The 13,791-nt window shown below is 69.1% G+C and carries 16 protein-coding genes; 15 read left to right on the top strand and 1 reads right to left on the bottom strand.

The features are described 5' to 3' along the window. The 15 genes from QZY48_RS03545 to lpxD all read left to right on the top strand — a co-directional run. Window positions 1–192 (top strand): hypothetical protein (locus tag QZY48_RS03545; protein WP_295427801.1); only part of this gene is annotated, 192 nt, incomplete at its 5' end. 119 nt (window positions 193–311) lie between these two features. Then, on the top strand, window positions 312–1,358 hold the full coding sequence (locus QZY48_RS03540) for a rod shape-determining protein (RefSeq protein ID WP_295427799.1): 1,047 nt from the start codon (window positions 312–314) through the stop codon (window positions 1,356–1,358). 106 nt (window positions 1,359–1,464) lie between these two features. Then, window positions 1,465–1,644 (top strand): hypothetical protein, encoded by a 180-nt coding sequence (locus QZY48_RS03535; protein ID WP_295427797.1) that lies wholly within the window; start codon window positions 1,465–1,467, stop codon window positions 1,642–1,644. Continuing rightward, window positions 1,641–2,489, top strand: a complete 849-nt coding sequence (mreC, locus tag QZY48_RS03530; protein WP_295427794.1) for a rod shape-determining protein MreC — start codon at window positions 1,641–1,643, stop codon at window positions 2,487–2,489. Before QZY48_RS03535 ends, mreC begins: the two co-directional genes overlap by 4 nt. Further along, on the top strand, window positions 2,486–2,974 hold the full coding sequence (mreD, locus tag QZY48_RS03525) for a rod shape-determining protein MreD (RefSeq protein ID WP_295427792.1): 489 nt from the start codon (window positions 2,486–2,488) through the stop codon (window positions 2,972–2,974). The genes mreC and mreD overlap by 4 nt, the downstream gene beginning before the upstream one ends. Then, window positions 2,974–4,848, top strand: coding sequence for a penicillin-binding protein 2 (gene mrdA / locus QZY48_RS03520; protein ID WP_295427789.1), 1,875 nt, complete (start codon window positions 2,974–2,976; stop codon window positions 4,846–4,848). The genes mreD and mrdA overlap by 1 nt, the downstream gene beginning before the upstream one ends. Beyond that, window positions 4,838–5,962, top strand: a complete 1,125-nt coding sequence (gene rodA / locus QZY48_RS03515; RefSeq protein WP_295427786.1) for a rod shape-determining protein RodA — start codon at window positions 4,838–4,840, stop codon at window positions 5,960–5,962. Before mrdA ends, rodA begins: the two co-directional genes overlap by 11 nt. A 143-nt stretch (window positions 5,963–6,105) precedes the next feature. After that, the gene (locus QZY48_RS03510) at window positions 6,106–7,320 is read left to right on the top strand and encodes a septal ring lytic transglycosylase RlpA family protein (RefSeq protein ID WP_295427783.1); all 1,215 of its coding nucleotides are present in this window, start codon (window positions 6,106–6,108) and stop codon (window positions 7,318–7,320) included. Window positions 7,321–7,578: 258 nt separating this feature from the next. Then, complete coding sequence (locus QZY48_RS03505) at window positions 7,579–8,877, top strand: D-alanyl-D-alanine carboxypeptidase family protein (RefSeq protein ID WP_295427781.1); 1,299 nt, start codon at window positions 7,579–7,581, stop codon at window positions 8,875–8,877. 16 nt (window positions 8,878–8,893) lie between these two features. Next, a complete protein-coding gene (locus tag QZY48_RS03500; RefSeq protein WP_295427777.1) occupies window positions 8,894–9,754 on the top strand; it encodes a D-amino acid aminotransferase in 861 nt (286 codons plus the stop codon). Beyond that, window positions 9,747–10,040 (top strand): DUF493 domain-containing protein, encoded by a 294-nt coding sequence (locus QZY48_RS03495; protein ID WP_295427775.1) that lies wholly within the window; start codon window positions 9,747–9,749, stop codon window positions 10,038–10,040. Before QZY48_RS03500 ends, QZY48_RS03495 begins: the two co-directional genes overlap by 8 nt. 69 nt (window positions 10,041–10,109) lie before the next feature. Next, the gene (gene lipB / locus QZY48_RS03490) at window positions 10,110–10,754 is read left to right on the top strand and encodes a lipoyl(octanoyl) transferase LipB (protein WP_295427772.1); all 645 of its coding nucleotides are present in this window, start codon (window positions 10,110–10,112) and stop codon (window positions 10,752–10,754) included. A gap of 141 nt (window positions 10,755–10,895) precedes the next feature. Further along, on the top strand, window positions 10,896–11,120 hold the full coding sequence (locus tag QZY48_RS03485) for a hypothetical protein (RefSeq protein ID WP_295427770.1): 225 nt from the start codon (window positions 10,896–10,898) through the stop codon (window positions 11,118–11,120). A gap of 126 nt (window positions 11,121–11,246) precedes the next feature. Further along, entirely contained in the window at window positions 11,247–11,738 is a 492-nt protein-coding gene (locus QZY48_RS03480) for an N-acetyltransferase (RefSeq protein WP_295427768.1), read from the top strand. Between the two features lie 67 nt (window positions 11,739–11,805). Continuing rightward, window positions 11,806–12,873: a UDP-3-O-(3-hydroxymyristoyl)glucosamine N-acyltransferase gene (gene lpxD / locus QZY48_RS03475; protein ID WP_295427766.1), complete on the top strand. Its 1,068-nt coding sequence runs from the start codon at window positions 11,806–11,808 to the stop codon at window positions 12,871–12,873. A gap of 168 nt (window positions 12,874–13,041) precedes the next feature. Here the strand turns inward: lpxD and QZY48_RS03470 are convergent, their stop codons facing one another. Beyond that, window positions 13,042–13,623, bottom strand: a complete 582-nt coding sequence (locus QZY48_RS03470) for a tetratricopeptide repeat protein (RefSeq protein ID WP_295427763.1) — start codon at window positions 13,621–13,623, stop codon at window positions 13,042–13,044. Between the last annotated feature and the right edge of the window lie 168 nt (window positions 13,624–13,791).

Here is a 13,791-nt window from a genome sequence, read left to right as displayed (position 1 = left end):
GTCGTTGTCGTAATCGTGGTCGGATTGTTCGATTACGACAACGACAACGACAACGACAACGACAACGTACCCGGGATCTCGGTCACCACCGTTCGGGACGGGGTTGCACACCCCGTCTCGAGGGGAGGGCAGCCGGGCCGGGGCGCCCTCCGCGGGCCGCCCCGCCTTGCCGACTGCGCGCTACGTTGTTAGATTACCGCCCTCTTTTCTGATGGACTCCCCAGCGGATTCCCCAGCGGACCCCAACGGATGCACCCCGGCCCCCGGGTCGATCGGGCGCCGTGCCCCCGTTTCTTCAAGGTAAAGACCTGATGTTTTTCAGACGTTTTCGTGGCATTTTTTCCACCGATCTGGCGATCGACCTGGGGACCGCAAACACCCTGATCCACGTACGCGGCCAGGGCATCGTGCTCAATGAGCCCTCGGTGGTGGCGATCCGTCAGGAGCGTGCCGGGGGCACCAAGACGGTGGTGGCGGTGGGCGAGGAGGCCAAGGCGATGCTCGGGCGCACGCCCCAGAACATCACCGCCATCCGCCCGATGAAGGACGGCGTGATCGCCGACTTCACCGTCACCGAGAAGATGCTCCAGTTCTTTATCCACAAGGTACACGAGGCGCGCATGGTGCGCCCGAGCCCGCGGGTGCTGATCTGTGTGCCCTCCGGCTCGACCCAGGTGGAGCGGCGCGCGATCAAGGAGTCGGCGGCCGGGGCCGGGGCGCGCGAGGTCTATCTGATCGAGGAGCCGATGGCGGCGGCGATCGGGGCCGGGCTGCCGGTGGGCGAGGCGCGCGGCTCCATGGTGATCGACATCGGCGGCGGGACCTCGGAGGTGGCGGTGATCTCGTTGAACGGCATCGTCTATTCCAACTCGGTGCGGATCGGCGGCGATACCTTCGATGATGCGATCATCAACTATGTACGCCGCAACTACGGCACCCTGATCGGTGTCGCAACGGCTGAACGCATCAAGCACGCCATCGGCTCCGCCTTCCCGGGCAACGAGGTGTTGGAGATCGAGGTGCGCGGGCGTAACCTCGCCGAGGGCATACCGCGCAGCTTCACGCTCAACAGCAACGAGATCCTGGAGTCGCTCCAGGAGCCCCTGTCGGGCATCGTCGGCGCGGTCAAGTCGGCCCTGGAGCAGACCCCGCCGGAGTTGGGCTCGGACGTGGCCGAGCGCGGCATCGTGCTGACCGGCGGCGGCGCCCTGCTGCGCGACTTCGACCGCCTGATCGAGGAGGAGACCGGGCTGCCGGTGGTGGTGGCGCAGGACCCCCTGACCTGTGTCGCCCGCGGCGGCGGCAAGGCCCTGGATATGCTCGATACCCGGGGGCTGGACCTTTTCTCGACCGAATAGTGCGTTGTGGAGTGGCTTCGTAGTCGGAGCCGTACAAGTTAAAGACAGCACGGTCGTTGTCGTTGTCGTTGTCGTTGTCGTTGTCGTGATCGTAATCGGAGAAACGATGCAATTTGGCGTGCGAGAGAATTCGGGGCGCTACGATAATCTCGACAACGACAACGACAACGACAACGACAACGACAACGCTCCACCCGCGCCGCGCGCCCGAGTTCGCCTTGCCTGCCGAGGGGCACCGCCATCAAACCCCTGTTCCTACATGGACCGTCCCCCACCTTCCGGGTGATCCTGGCGGTGCTCCTGGCCATCGGGCTGGTCGTGGCCGATCATCGCGCCCGGCACTTAGGCGCCCTGCGCTCGGCCCTGGCGGTGCTGGTCTATCCGCTGCAATTGCTGGCCGACCTGCCGGTGCACTATGCCCGCGAGGCGCAGGACCGGCTGGCGGACGCGCGGCAGTTGCGCGATCAGAATGACGGCCTGCGCCGCGAGAACCTGATCCTGGGCGCGCGCTCCCAGCAACTGGCGTCGCTGGAGGCGGAGAACATGCGCCTGCGCGACCTGCTCGGGTCCTCCTTCAAGATCGGTGAGCGGGTCCTGATCGCGGAGATCCTGGCCGTGAATCTCGCCGAGTATCGCCGACAGGTCCTAATCAACAAGGGCAGCAACTCCGGGGTCTTCGTCGGGCAGCCGGTCCTGGACGCCAACGCCGTCATGGGCCAGGTGATCCAGATTAACCCCTTCTCCGCCACGGTCCTGCTGATCACCGATTCGGACCACGCCCTGCCGGTCCAGGTCAATCGCAACGGGCTGCGCAGCATCGCGGCCGGGTCCGGGCTGGGCCACGAGTTGGACCTGCTGTATATCCCGAAGAACGCCGATATCCAGGTCGGCGACCTGCTGGTGACATCCGGGCTGGGTGGGCGCTTCCCGCCGGGCTATCCGGTGGCGCGGGTCACCTCGGTCGGGCACGCGCCGGACAACCCCTTCACCAGCGTGAAGGCGGAGCCGATGGCGCGGCTCGACCGCAGCCGGGAGGTCCTGCTGGTCTGGACCTTGAGCCCCGACCAGCGTCAGGACGCCCTGAGCGGGGCCGCGCCCGGGGCGCGCCCGGCGGCGGAGCGCACGCCATGAGCGCGGCGCGGCGCGGCGCCGCCGCCGTGGTCTGGGGGAGCCTGCTCGTCGCGCTGTTTTTGAGCATCCTGCCCATGCCCGCTTGGATCGATGAGTTTCGCCCCCCCTGGGCGGCCCTGACGCTGATCTTCTGGTGTCTGACCCTGCCCGAACGGGTGGGGGTCTTGTCCGCCTTCGCGGCCGGGTTGGTGCTGGATGTGACCACCGGCGCCCTGCTTGGTCACCACGCGCTGGGGCTCGCGGTGATCGCTTACGTGGTGGTGGAGTTGCACCAGCGGGTGCGCTCCTTCCCCCTGTGGCAACAGACCCTGTTCGTCTGGTTGTTGCTGTTGGTGGAGCGGCTGTTGTATCTGTGGGTGCTGGGGGCCACCGGTCAGCCGATGCCGACCCTGGTCTACTGGGCGCCGACCTTCCTGGGCGCCTTGCTGTGGCCCTGGGTCTTCGTGGTGCTGCGCGATCTGGGGCGGCGGGCCGGGCTCTTTTGATGCGCCTGGACTCCATTCTGGCGGATCGGCAGCGCGAGTGGCGGCTGGTGGGGGCGCGTGCCATCGTCGCCGCCGTCCTGGTCCTGGCGGCCCTGTCATTGGTCGTGGTGCGGCTCGCGCACCTGCAGATCGCCGATCACGAGCACTTCTCCGTGCTGTCCCAGGACAATCGGGTGAAGGTCCAGCCGGTCCCGCCCAGCCGCGGTCTCATCTATGACGCCAAGGGTGTGGTCCTGGCCGACAATCATCCCTCCTTTTCGCTTGAGATCACCGTCGAGAAGGTCGAAAACCTGTCCGCGACGATCGATGCCCTGGCGGCCATCATCCGCGTCGATGACAAGGACCGGGAGCGTTTCAAGCGCCTCAAGGGTCAGCGGGTGCGCTTCCAGGGCGTGCCCCTGCGGCTGAATCTGACCCCGGAGGAGGTGGCCCGCTTTTCGCTCGACAGCTACCGCTTCCCCGGCGTGGACGTGCGCGCCGAGTTGATCCGCAGCTATCCGCACGGGGAACTCACCGCCCATGTCCTGGGCTATGTGGGGCGTATCAACCAGGAGGAGATGGACCATATCGACACTAGTGCCTATGCCGGCACCCACTTCATCGGCAAGGGCGGGGTGGAGAAGTACCATGAGGGGCTCCTGCACGGACAGGCCGGTTACCAGCAGGTGGAGGTGAATGCGCGCGGCCGGGTGCTGCGCACGCTCGAGGCCAAGTCCCCGGTCGCCGGGCAGGACCTGCACCTGTTCCTGGACATCGCCCTGCAGCGCGCGGCCACCGAGGCCCTGGGTGACAACCGCGGTGCGGTGGTGGCCATCGACCCGCGCACCGGCGGCGTGCTGGCCTTGGTCAGCAAGCCGAGTTTCGACCCCAATCCCTTCGTCGAGGGCATCGGCAGTGCCGACTATCACGCCCTGCTCTACTCCCCGGACAAGCCGCTGTACAACCGGGCGGTGCGCGGTCAGTATCCCCCGGGGTCCACGGTCAAGCCCTTCGTCGGGTTCGCCGGGCTCGCGGCGGGGGTGACCAATGCCCGCAAGACCACCTATTGCCCGGGCTATTACCGGCTGCCCGGTCAAAGTCACAGCTATCGTTGCTGGCGGCGCGGCGGGCACGGGGCGGTGGCGCTGGAGGCCGCGCTGGTGCAGTCGTGCGACGTCTATTTCTATGTTCTCGCCCACGAACTGGGGATCGAGCGCCTCAAGGATTACCTGGGCGGGTTCGGGTTCGGAGCCCGCACCGGCATCGACGTGGCCGGCGAGTTGAGCGGGCTGGTGCCCTCGCGGGAGTGGAAGGAACGGGTGCGCAAGCAGCTCTGGTATCCCGGCGAGACCCTGATCGTCGGCATCGGTCAGGGCGCCTTTCTGGCCACCCCCCTGCAACTGGCCGTGGCCACCGCCACCCTGGCCAATCGCGGTCACTTCTTTGCGCCCCGCGTGGCCCGCGCCGCCCAGGTGCCGGGCGCGCCGCGGGCGCAGGAGTTGCCGGTCTTCTCCCGCGCCATCGCGGCGGGCGACGCGACCCAGTGGGACCAGCTCATCCACGCCATGACCCAGGTAGTGGAGAGCCCCCGCGGGACGGCCAAGGGGATCCGCAGCCGCGATTACCGGATCGCCGGCAAGACCGGGACCGCCCAGGTCTTCACCCTGGGCAAGAACCAGACCTACAACGCCGCCCGGCTCGCCGAGACGATGCGCGACCATGCGCTGTTCGTCGCCTTTGCCCCGGCGGACGACCCGCGGATCGCGGTGGCGGTGATCGTCGAGAACGGCGGACACGGGGGCACGGTGGCGGCGCCGGTGGCGCGCAAGGTCATGGATGCCTGGCTCGGCGGCTCCACACTGATCGACGATCCGGGGGTGGCCGATGGCGACTAGGCCCGTCGCTGCAGGGCTGCACCAGTTGTCGGACCCGGGTGACGCCGGACTCCTGACGCGCCTGCACATCGATGCCCCGCTGCTGGCGGGGCTGCTGCTGCTCTGCGCCTGTGGTCTGGTGGTACTGTTCAGCGCGATGGACCGCGACCTCGGCGGGGTGGAGCGCCAGTTGGTGCGGCTCACCCTGGCCTTCGCGCTGATGTTCGCGGTGGCCCAGGTCCCCCCCTACCAACTGCGGCGCTGGTCGCTTCCGCTGTATGTATTGGGGGTGCTGATGCTGGTGGCGGTGCTCTTGGTCGGTGACGTGGGCAAGGGCGCCCAGCGCTGGCTCGCGCTGGGCGCGCTGCGCTTTCAGCCGTCCGAACTGCTGAAGCTCGCGGTCCCCATGACGGTCGCCTGGGTGCTGGCGGACCGGCCCCTGCCGCCGCGCCTGGCGCGGGTGTTCGCGGCCACGCTGCTGATCCTGATCCCGGTGGTCCTGATCGCCAAGCAGCCCGATCTGGGCACCGCGATCCTGGTCGCCGGCGCCGGGATCACGGTGCTGTTCATCGGGGGCCTGAGCTGGCGGGTCATCCTGATGGTCGGCGCCGCCGCGGCGGCCCTGGCGCCGCTCCTGTGGTTTCACATGCGCGACTACCAGCGCCAGCGTGTACTCACCTTCCTGGACCCGACGTCCGACCCGCTGGGCACCGGTTACCACATCATCCAATCCAAGATCGCCATCGGCTCCGGCGGCCTGCACGGCAAGGGGTGGCTGAACGGCACCCAGTCCCACCTGGAGTTCCTGCCGGAGCGCCACACGGACTTCATCTTCGCGGTGATCGGGGAGGAGTTCGGGCTGACCGGCATCCTGGTGCTGCTGGCCATCTACCTCTTCATCATCTACCGCGGCCTGCGCATCGCGGTGCAGGCCCCGGACACCTACGGCAAGCTGCTCGCCGGCGGTCTGTCGCTGGTGTTCTTCATCTATGTCTTCGTCAACACCGGCATGGTCACGGGCCTGCTCCCGGTGGTGGGGGTCCCGCTGCCCCTGATCAGCTACGGCGGGACCTCCATGGTTACCCTGATGGTCGGTTTCGGCCTTCTCATGGGGATTCAGACGCATCGCAAATAGCTTTGAATTGAGCGAGTTTGCGGATATACTCAAGGTAATGTGTCAGGATGGCTCAGGGACCGGAGCCGCGGCGCGCCCAGCGGTCGGGGTCCGCAACCAGGCCGAACCTTGGCCCTGACCGAGAACCACGGGGGAAGCGATCGATGAATCTGCACACCGAGCCTCATCAGAACCCGCCATCTGGGAGCGCGGGCGTCCCGCCCGCCGAGCGGAAAACCCGCGGGCGGGACGCCCACGCTCCCATCGCACTGATCCTGCCGGCGCTGCTGCTGTTGGCCGGCTGTGCCGGCCAGGGCTCCCGCGACGCCGATGGTGGCCCCGACTACCGCCGGCTGGACCCCACCGGGATCCCGGACGCGGTGCCCCGCGTGGAGCCCAGGTCCAAGTACGGCAACATGGCCAGCTATAAGGTCCGCGGCAAGGTCTACCGCACCAAACAAGACGGCCGCGGTCATGTGGAGCACGGGTTGGCCTCCTGGTACGGGAAGCAGTTCAACGGCCGCCGCACCAGCTCCGGCGAGCGCTACGACATGTACGGCATGACCGCCGCCCACAAGACCCTGCCCCTGCCCAGCTATGCCCGTGTCACCAACCTGGAGAATGGGCGCAGCGCGGTCGTACGCATCAACGATCGCGGACCCTTCCACGGCACCCGGGTCATCGACCTGTCCTATGCCGCCGCCACCAAGATCGGGGTCTTCCCGAAGGGCACGGCCACGGTGGAGATCCGGGGGATCGATCCCGCCAACCCGGGTGCGGTGCCTGCCCCCGCCGGCGGCGCTGGGTTTGGAACCGATGCGGGGTTTGTCGCCGCGGCGGCGCCGGCGCCCTTCTGGACGAACCAGCCGGGGCGGGCGAGCGGCGACGCCATCGCCCGCTCATTGGCGATTGCCAACCGGGGGTCGGCGCCACCGCCGCGCCCGGCGGCCAGACCCGCGGACGCGCGTGAGCGGGCCGCGACGGCGGCGTTCGCCGCGGTGGATGCCGAGCCGGGACCCGCGCCGTTTGCCGATGCAGCGCCGACGCCGGCCCCCGCCGCTAAGGTCGTGGCGGCGCGCCCCCGCGCTACCGGCGCCGACAGCAACGCGGCGGACGGTGCGGCCGACACCGCGGGGCCCGGCCGCGGGCTGTTCCTCCAGGTCGGCGCCTTCGGGGACCCGCGCAACGCCGAGCGTCTGCGTGAGCGCCTGCGCCCCCAACTGACCGAACCGGTGCGCGTCCAGCGTAGCGCCGCGGGCGCGTCCGACCTCTACAAGGTCCGGGTCGGTCCCCTGGGTTCCGAGAGCGATGCGCGGCGCCTCTCCGCCAAACTGACGGCGCTGGGCATCGGCGAGGCGCCGCGGCTGACGTGGAACTGATTCGGCCGCCGGCTAACGGTCATGGCGCCCGCGCCACCCCGGCAGATGAAAGTCATGCCGATCGCTGGCGAGCGAGCCTGCGTAGTCAGGGCTTCCAGCCCTGACTGTTCCAGCCTGGCCAGGCCAGGATGGCCTGGCTACGCAGGGGACTTTCACGGTAATGCCTTGGACTCTAGGCGCGGTTGGTGCCAAACCCCCGGCGGACGGGTAGAATCGGCGCTGTCTTTCGCCCGCTACCCAGATCTCCGGTTACGCCCCATGAAGTTGCAACCCGCACTGCTCCTCCTGTGCCTGTCCGTCCTGCTGCCGCTGAACCTGAGGGTCGCCGCGGCGCCGGCCGCCCCCGCGGTCGCGCCGGCTCCGGCTTACACGCCGCCCCCGGCGCAGGCCGTCCCGGCCGCTGTCCCGCCCCGTACCACGGCCCAGACCGCAACGCCGCCGTCGGCCGCGCCGTCGGCACCCCCGACCGCCGCCGTCCCGGCCGCGCCCCAGGCCGTCCCGTCACCCCCCGTGGTGGATGCCAAGGGCTATCTCCTGATCGACTTCAACACCGGGGCGGTGCTGGCCGAGTCCCGGGCCGACGACCGCCTGGAGCCGGCGAGCCTGACCAAGATCATGACCGGCTACACGATCTATCGGGAGTTGCTCGCGGGGCATGTGCGCCTGACCGACCCGGTGCTGATCAGCGAAAACGCCTGGCGGACCGGCGGCTCCAAGATGTTCATCGAGGTCGGCAAGCAGGTCCCCCTGGAGGACTTGCTCAAGGGCATGATCATCCAGTCCGGCAACGATGCAAGCGTGGCCCTGGCCGAGCATGTGGCGGGCAGCGAGCAGGTCTTCGCCGAGTTGATGAACACCAATGCCCAGCGCCTGGGCATGACCAACTCGCACTTCGTCAATGTCACCGGCCTGCCGGACCCCAATCACTTCACCACCGCCCGCGACATCGCCCGGGTGACCGCCGCCCTGATCCGCGAGTTCCCCAAGTTCTATGAGTGGGACGGGACCAAGGAATACGAATACAACGGCATCAAGCAGCAGAACCGCAACCGCCTGCTGTGGCGGGACGCGACCGTCGATGGCGTCAAGACCGGCTACACCGAGGCCGCCGGTTACTGCCTGGTGGCCTCCGCCCGGCGCGACGGGATGCGCCTGGTGTCCGTGGTGCTGGGCGCCAAGAACCCGGAGGCGCGCGCGGTCGCCAGTCTGGAACTCCTGAACTACGGCTTCCGCTTCTTTGAAAGTCACCTGCTCTATCCGGCCGACCAGCCGCTGGAGAACCTGCGGGTCTGGAAGGGCGACCTGAAGGAACTGCCGGTCGGTCCGGGCCGCGATGTCTACGCGACCATCCCGCGCGGGCGCTACGCGGAGCTGAGCCCCCGCCTGGACAAGGCCCAGACCCTGACCGCCCCGATTGCCCGGGGTGCGCGGGTCGGGGACATCGTCGTCTTCCTGGCCGGTACCGAGGTCTCGCGGGTGCCCCTGGTGGCACTCCAGGACGTGGCCGAGGGCAACCTCTGGCAGCGCACCAGGGACACGGTGTGGCAGTGGTTCTGATTGAGGTCCGCACGCTATGAGTGAAATCTTTCTCAACGGCGCCTTCCTGCCGCAGGAGCAGGCCCGGGTCTCGGTGATGGATCGCGGCTTCATGTTCGGCGACGGCGTCTACGAGGTCATCCCCAGTTACGGCGGACACTTTCTGCGCCTGGAGCAGCACCTGGACCGGCTCGACGACGGCCTGTCGGCGATCCGCCTGGACAATCCCCTGGGCCGGGAGCAGTGGGAGGCGATGCTGACCCACCTGATCGGACCGGCCCCGGCGCCCGATCAATCCGTCTATCTCCAGGTAACCCGCGGCGCGGCGCCGGAGCGCGACCATCTGTGTCCCGACGGGGTGGTGCCGACGGTCTTCGCCCGTGCCAAGCCCATTGCCCCCCGCGACCCGGCGGTCGCCGCAGCGGGCGTGGCCTGCATCACCCGCCCGGACATCCGCTGGCACCGCTGCGAGATCAAGGCCATCTCGCTCCTGTCCGCCGTGATGATGCGCCGCGAGGCCGCGGACGAGGGCGCCCTGGAGGCCATCCTGCTGCGCGACGGCATGGTGACCGAGGGGTCTTCCGCCAACGTGTTCGTGGTCGTGGGCGACGAGATCATCACCCCGCCCCGGGGCCACCTGATCGTGCCGGGCATCACCCGGGAACTGGTGTTGGAGTTGGCCCGCGACCAGGGTATCCGCGCCCTGGAGCGGCGCATCCCCATGGAGGAACTGACGGCCGCGCAGGAGATCTGGATCACCAGTTCCACCCGCGAGGTCCTGCCGGTCACCCGGCTGGACGTGGTCCCCGTGGGGGCCGGCGTGCCGGGGCCCCTGTGGCGGCGCATGGACGCCCTCTATCAGGACTACAAGGCGCGGGTGCGCCGCGGCCGTGCTTAAGCCCTCGCTCTGGGCGCCCAACGCCGCCAAGGAAAAGCCCCGGTACTTCCCCCGCCGCTACGCGATCAAGGTCATGGGACGGGCCGACGCGGACTTCCAGTCCGTGGTGCTCGCCATCATGCGCCGCTACGCCCCGGACCTCGACGAGACCGCCATCAGCGCCCGCGTGAGCAGCGGCGGCAAGTGGCTCGCGGTGACCGTCACGTTCGTGGCCCAGAACCGTGCCCAACTCAATGCCATCTACCGGGACCTGTCCGCCCACGAGCAGGTCGTCTGGGCCCTCTAGTGAGGAGTCAACAACAAAGTTAAACACAACGACAACGACTTCGGTCGGGATCCCACCCCGGAGGCCGCGATGCCCGTCCCATCCCCCGGCCTGATCCTGCGCCGCCTAAGCGGCCTGCAGGACTACCAGGCCACCTGGGACGCCATGCGCGCCTTCACCGCGGCGCGCGACGCGGCGACTCCGGACGAGATCTGGCTCCTGGAACACCCGCCGGTCTTCACTCTGGGTCAGGCCGGACGCCCCGAGCACGTGCTCGATCCCGGCACGATCCCGGTCATCCGCACCGACCGCGGCGGCCAGGTGACCTACCACGGACCCGGCCAGCTCATCGCCTATGTGCTCTTCGATCTGCACCGCGGCGGGATCGGGGTCAAGCGCCTGGTCCACCTCCTGGAGCAGGCGGTGATCGACCTGCTGGCCGTCCGCGGGATCGTCGCCGCCGCGCGTGCCGATGCCCCAGGGGTCTATGTGGATGGGGTCAAGATTGCCGCCCTGGGTCTGCGCGTGCGCCAGGGGTGCAGCTACCACGGGCTGGCACTGAATGTCGACCTGGACCTGGAGCCCTTCGGGCGCATCAATCCCTGCGGCTATCCGGGGCTGGCGGTAACGCGGGTCGCCGACCTGCGTCTTCCCGCCGACCTGGGCGCGCTCGCGGCCGAGTTGGGGTGCGGACTTCGCAGCGCCCTGGCGGCCGCGGGCGCGTCACGGGCCTGAATCCCCGGGCGGCTGGTACCGGTTCGGCTAATGGCCCGCGCATTTCTACCCGGCGGTACTCGCGCCTTGGACTGCGGGCCTTCGGTCGATGGGACCCGTGCTAGGCTATGTCGCTAACCGCCACCGCCTCGGGAGACGCCCATGTCGCAGACCGCCCTTGCCGAACAGCGCGCCGCCGCCGAAGCGAGCCGTGCCGACACCGAGGCACAGGCGCGTCGGCAGGCCGAGCAGCATGCCGCCGCAGAGTCGAACCGCGCCGACATCCAGGCACAGGCGCGGCAGCAGGCCGAGCGGCGAGCGCAGGAGGCAGAGCAGGCACTCGCCCGGCTCCAGGCACCATTGGCTGGCCGCGATACTGCGCAGTGACCGGCGCTTCGTGACGCTCAGCGAACTCCTGGCCGCCGTGCGCCCGGTCGCGGTGCAGGAGTGTTACGAGCGGCGTTTTGCCGACAACCGCCGCTATGACAAACTCTTTGCGCGCGGGGCTGGGCGATGAGCGGCGGGCGTCTTGAGTTCGTCGCGCGGGCCGCCCAGGGGCGCGAGCAAGCCGCGGCCATCGGCGCCGCCCTGGCCGGTATGGACCCCTGGCGGACCCTGGGTTACCAGGCCGAGCCCCTGGCGCGGGGTCTTGAGTCGGCCCACCCGGACCTGACCCACTACCTCGCAATGCGCGACGGCGAGTTGCAGGGCCTGGTGGTGGTGCGTCACCCCTGGCTGCGCGGGGCCTACATCGAACTCTTCGCCGTGCTCCCGCGGGCCCAGGGCCAGGGCGTCGGGCGCGCGGCCCTCGATTTCATCGAGTCGCACTACCGTCGGCGCACCGCAAACCTTTGGCTGCTGGTCTCCGGCTTCAATACCGGCGCCCGGTGCTTCTACGAGAAACAGGGCTTTCACTCGGTCGGCGTCATCGCCGACCTGGTGGTCGCAGGCCAGGACGAGATGTTGATGCGAAAGGTCATCCGTCCCGCGGCCGGGCTGCCATGATGGCCGTTGACGATCCTGGTACCGTTCCCCTCCTAATCCAACCTCAGCCAGCCCAACCGGAGCCTTCATGGTCTTTGATCTTCCTCAACTCTGCGCGCGGCTCGCGGTCCCGGTGCCGACGCTCGGCCCCGCCCTGACGTCCCCCCAATTTCATGGGGTCAATACGCTGCAACTGGCTGGGGACACCGACCTGTGCTTCGCCGAGGGGGCGGATCAGGCGGACGCGGTGCACCGCTCGGGCGCCGCGGCGGTGCTGGTGCACGAGGACTTTCCGGCGGTCGGGGGGCCCCTGTTGATCCGGGTGGCGGAGCCGCGGAGCAGCTTTTTTCTGCTCGCGGAGTCGTGTCGGCCGGCCTCGGAGGTGCAGGGGATACACCCGAGCGCGGTGATCGACGCGGGAGCGGTGGTGGACGAGGGGGTGGCGGTGGGGGCCTGCGCGGTGCTTGCGGCCGGGGTTCGGGTAGGGCCGCGTTGTACCATCGGTCCGGGTGCCTACCTGGGGCCTGGGGTGACCCTGGGGGCGGACTGCGTGATCGAGGCCAATGCGACCCTGCACCGGGATACCCGTGTCGGCGAGCGCTGCATCGTGCACTCGGGGGCGGTGCTCGGCGGGGACGGCTTCGGCTTCCGCTGGGACGGGCAGGGTCATCGCAAGGTCCCGCAGCTCGGGTGGGTAGTGATCGAGGACGACGTGGACATCGGCTGCAACTGCTGCGTGGACCGGGCGACCCTGGGTGAGACCCGGGTCCGCCGCGGGGCCAAGATCGACAATCTGGTGCAGATCGCCCACAACACGGACATCGGTGCCCATGTGATCATTGCCGGTCAGGCCGGGGTGGCGGGGAGCAGCCGGGTGGGAGCTGGTGCGGTGATTGGTGGTCAGGTGGCGGTCTCGGACCATGTAGAGGTGGGGGCGGGGGCGCGCCTGGGCGGCCAGTCGGGGGTGACCAAGGAGGTGCCGCCGGGTGCCGCGGTGTTCGGCACCCCGGCCCGGCCGCTCAAAGAAACCATGCGGGAGATGGGTGCATTGGCCCAACTGCCGGGGTTGCTCAAGCAGTTCAAGCGCCAACAGCAGGAACTCGCGGACCTGCGGCGGCGGCTCGATGGACTGGAGGGCGGCGCTCCTGCTGATTAACCTGGTGGGCACTAGCCTCAAAACTCCAGCGGCGCTGAGAGCGGCCCTATGTCACGCCCCTTCAGGGCTAAGCGTCCTCTGTCGGATAACCCAGGGCGTTGCCCTGGGCTGGTATGTCACGCCCCTTCGGGGCTCTGCTTCATGAAGGCAAACCCGGACAATCCTGCCTTAGTCTTTAGCGACGCCGAGCAGGCGCACGGCCTCCTGGCCGAGCGGATTGTCTGGCCCCAGGTCGCGCGCCCGGCCCAAGGCCTCGCGGGCCTTGGGTTTGTCGCCACTCTCCAGGGTCACGTAGCCCAGGGTCAACCAACCGCGCTGGAACCTCGGGTCGGCGGCGGTCGCCGTGCGCAATTGCTCCAGTGCCCCTGAGGCGTCACCGGTGTAATAGAGGGCGAGCCCCAGGTCGTTGCGGGTCTCCAGGTCCTCCGGGGCCAGTTCCAGGATGCGCCGATAGACCGGTAGCGTCTCGCGATAACGACCCTCACTGAAGAGCGCATCGGCGCGTCGGCGCAACAGGTCCGCATCGGTCTCGGTGAGCGCCGCCGGGACGGCGTCGCTGCCGCTGCGCGGGGCCGCGCCTGGGGCGCGGGTTGCCGGGTGCCCGGCGGGCGCGGCGCCGCCGCCACGGGCGGCCGGCGGGCGCACCGGATGGCGGACATAGTAGTCGCGGGTGACGGCGAAGACGGCGAAGCCGTAGAAGGCCAGGAAGACGGCGGCCAGGAGCCAGTGCAGGGGGGTGAGTTTGGGCATGGGGCTTAGGTCGCGCAGTGGTGGGGGGCGGATGCTAGGAACCTTGGGCCGCGGTGTCAATCGGCGGATCCGCGCACGGTGCGATCAGAACTGACGTGGTGACCGAGATCCCGGGTACGCTGCCTGGTCGTTGTCGTTGTCGTTGTCGTGATCGGATCGTTCGATTAC

Source organism: uncultured Thiodictyon sp. (assembly GCF_903828115.1).
Lineage (GTDB): Bacteria > Pseudomonadota > Gammaproteobacteria > Chromatiales > Chromatiaceae > Thiodictyon.
The sequence above is the reverse complement of the archived record's forward strand: the minus strand, read 5'-3'. Positions and strand labels throughout refer to the sequence as shown.

Excerpts from the sequence above, each read along its gene's own strand:
- mreD (WP_295427792.1), top strand. The coding sequence starts at position 2,486 with ATGAGCGCGGCGCGGCGCGGCGCCGCCGCCGTGGTCTGGGGGAGCCTG.
- QZY48_RS03510 (WP_295427783.1), top strand. The coding sequence starts at position 6,106 with ATGAATCTGCACACCGAGCCTCATCAGAACCCGCCATCTGGGAGCGCG.
- mrdA (WP_295427789.1), top strand. The coding sequence starts at position 2,974 with ATGCGCCTGGACTCCATTCTGGCGGATCGGCAGCGCGAGTGGCGGCTG.
- QZY48_RS03505 (WP_295427781.1), top strand. The coding sequence starts at position 7,579 with ATGAAGTTGCAACCCGCACTGCTCCTCCTGTGCCTGTCCGTCCTGCTG.
- QZY48_RS03485 (WP_295427770.1), top strand. The coding sequence starts at position 10,896 with ATGTCGCAGACCGCCCTTGCCGAACAGCGCGCCGCCGCCGAAGCGAGC.
- QZY48_RS03540 (WP_295427799.1), top strand. The coding sequence starts at position 312 with ATGTTTTTCAGACGTTTTCGTGGCATTTTTTCCACCGATCTGGCGATC.
- lipB (WP_295427772.1), top strand. The coding sequence starts at position 10,110 with ATGCCCGTCCCATCCCCCGGCCTGATCCTGCGCCGCCTAAGCGGCCTG.
- QZY48_RS03535 (WP_295427797.1), top strand. The coding sequence starts at position 1,465 with ATGCAATTTGGCGTGCGAGAGAATTCGGGGCGCTACGATAATCTCGAC.
- lpxD (WP_295427766.1), top strand. The coding sequence starts at position 11,806 with ATGGTCTTTGATCTTCCTCAACTCTGCGCGCGGCTCGCGGTCCCGGTG.
- rodA (WP_295427786.1), top strand. The coding sequence starts at position 4,838 with ATGGCGACTAGGCCCGTCGCTGCAGGGCTGCACCAGTTGTCGGACCCG.
- QZY48_RS03480 (WP_295427768.1), top strand. The coding sequence starts at position 11,247 with ATGAGCGGCGGGCGTCTTGAGTTCGTCGCGCGGGCCGCCCAGGGGCGC.
- QZY48_RS03500 (WP_295427777.1), top strand. The coding sequence starts at position 8,894 with ATGAGTGAAATCTTTCTCAACGGCGCCTTCCTGCCGCAGGAGCAGGCC.
- QZY48_RS03470 (WP_295427763.1), bottom strand. The coding sequence starts at position 13,623 with ATGCCCAAACTCACCCCCCTGCACTGGCTCCTGGCCGCCGTCTTCCTG.